This window comes from Acidobacteriota bacterium (genome assembly GCA_038040445.1).
GTDB lineage: Bacteria > Acidobacteriota > Blastocatellia > UBA7656 > UBA7656 > Onstottus_A > Onstottus_A frigus.
The window spans coordinates 1-1814 of the sequence record JBBPIG010000072.1; the positions used below are offsets into that span (position 1 = coordinate 1).

A 1814-nucleotide genomic window follows, 5' to 3' on the forward strand; every position below is an offset into this window, starting at 1 on the left:
GCCGGGTCTTCGCGCAGGATCTTCAGAGCTTCGACACCGCTGATTCCAGGCAGATTGATGTCCATCAGAATCACGTCCGGTTGAGAGGCTCGCGCAAGCTCGATTCCGAGAGTCCCGTTCACCGCACCCAACAGGCGTATGTCGGATCGGCGCGCGATCAATTGCTCGACCAGCCTCAGGTTAGCCAGGTTGTCCTCGACATAGAGCAAAGTGCGCAGCGGTGCGCCGGTCGGGACTTGCCCGTGGACAACGATTGCGGATTCGGTGCTTGCAACTGCAAGTGGTGGTGCCGAAGTCAAAAGCAGTTCGATCCAGAAGACGCTTCCCACGCCGACGCTGCTTTCCGCCCCGATGACGCCCCCCATCATTTCGACTAGCCGCTTGCTTACCACGAGGCCGATGCCGGTGCCTTCCTTGCCGCTGTCCTCTTGTCCGAGACGATTGAATGACTGGAAAAGCTGCGCCAGCTTTTCCGGAGGCAATCCCCCGCCGGTGTCCACGACGCTGATGCGAATGCGCTCCGGACGGGCTGGGGTGCACTTCACATCGACGGTTCCCTGCTCCCGGTTGTATTTGATCGCGTTGGAAAGGAGGTTGATGAGCACCTGCTTCAAACGGGTCCGGTCGGCCTTGACAAAGTAGGAGACATCCAGCTGGGGCAGGGTCATGGTGATGCCACGCTGTTGCGCCTGCGGCTCCATCATGGCTTGGCATTCAGATATGACCTCGGCCAACGACACCGGTTCCGGCGACAGCGACACCTTCCCGGCTTCGACCTCTGCGAGATCGAGGACTTCGTTGATCAACTTCTGCAGATGCCAACCCGCCTTCAGAATCTGGGCAATGCTTTGCTTCTGGGACGCCGTCGGCAAGGGGGAGACTGACTCCAGCAATTGGGCGAAACCGAGCATCGCAGTGAGCGGGGTGCGAAGCTCATGGCTCATGCTGGAAAGGAAGTCCGATTTCGCGAGGTTGGCTTTCTCGGCTGCGGACTTGGCGCTCTCGAGTTCGATGTTCGTTTCCTGGAGCGCCTGCTCGAAGTGCTTGCGTTCGGTAACGTCGCGCGCGGCGGCGAATACGCCTTGTAGCCTCCGATCTCGGTCGTAGAAGGTCGTCGCGTTGTAGGACACAACTGTTTTCTTGCCGTCCCTGGCGCGCGCAGTGAGCTCGTAGTTGGTGACCTTCTTCTCGCTCAACACCAGCTTGATGGCCGCTTCGGCCCGCTCGGGATCGGTGAAGTAGTTCTTGAACGGCGCGCCGATCAACTCGTCGCGGGTACAGCCAGTGAGCGCTTCCATCTGCTTATTGAGATCGGTGATGATGCCGCGCGGATCGGTGGTCATCAGCGCGTCGATATTGGATTCGACCAGAGAGCGCGTGTAGAACTGCTGATCACGCAGGCGTTGATCGAGCTTCTCCTGCTCTGCTTCGACCCGCTTGCGCGCTGTGTTGTCTGTGCCGATCAGCAGATAACCGATGATCTTGTCTTGAGCATCGCGCAGCGCCGTGACCGACACGATGGCGGGAAAGCGGCTGCCGTCCTTGCGGATGTAGGTCAGCTCGTAGATGTCCTCGATCCCGCGCGAGGCTTTGAACACCAGGGCCTCGAAGCCCGGAGTGATGGTGGTCGCTAGCTCGACGCTCAGGGCCTTGGCCCGCGCGATCACCTCCTGCGGATCGGAGATGTCGGCCGGGGTGATCTTGTTCATCACGTCGGCGGCGGCGTAGCCGAGCATGCGCTCCGCGCCGACATTGAAGATCTGGATCACGCCCTTCTCGTCGGTGGCGATGCTCGAGAAGTTGGCGCTGTTGAA

Annotated in this window: 1 protein-coding gene; it reads right to left on the minus strand. The window is 60.3% G+C overall.

Annotated elements, in window-relative coordinates:
* On the minus strand, positions 1-1814 hold a 1814-nt coding region (locus AABO57_28995), incomplete at both ends, for a PAS domain S-box protein (protein MEK6289770.1).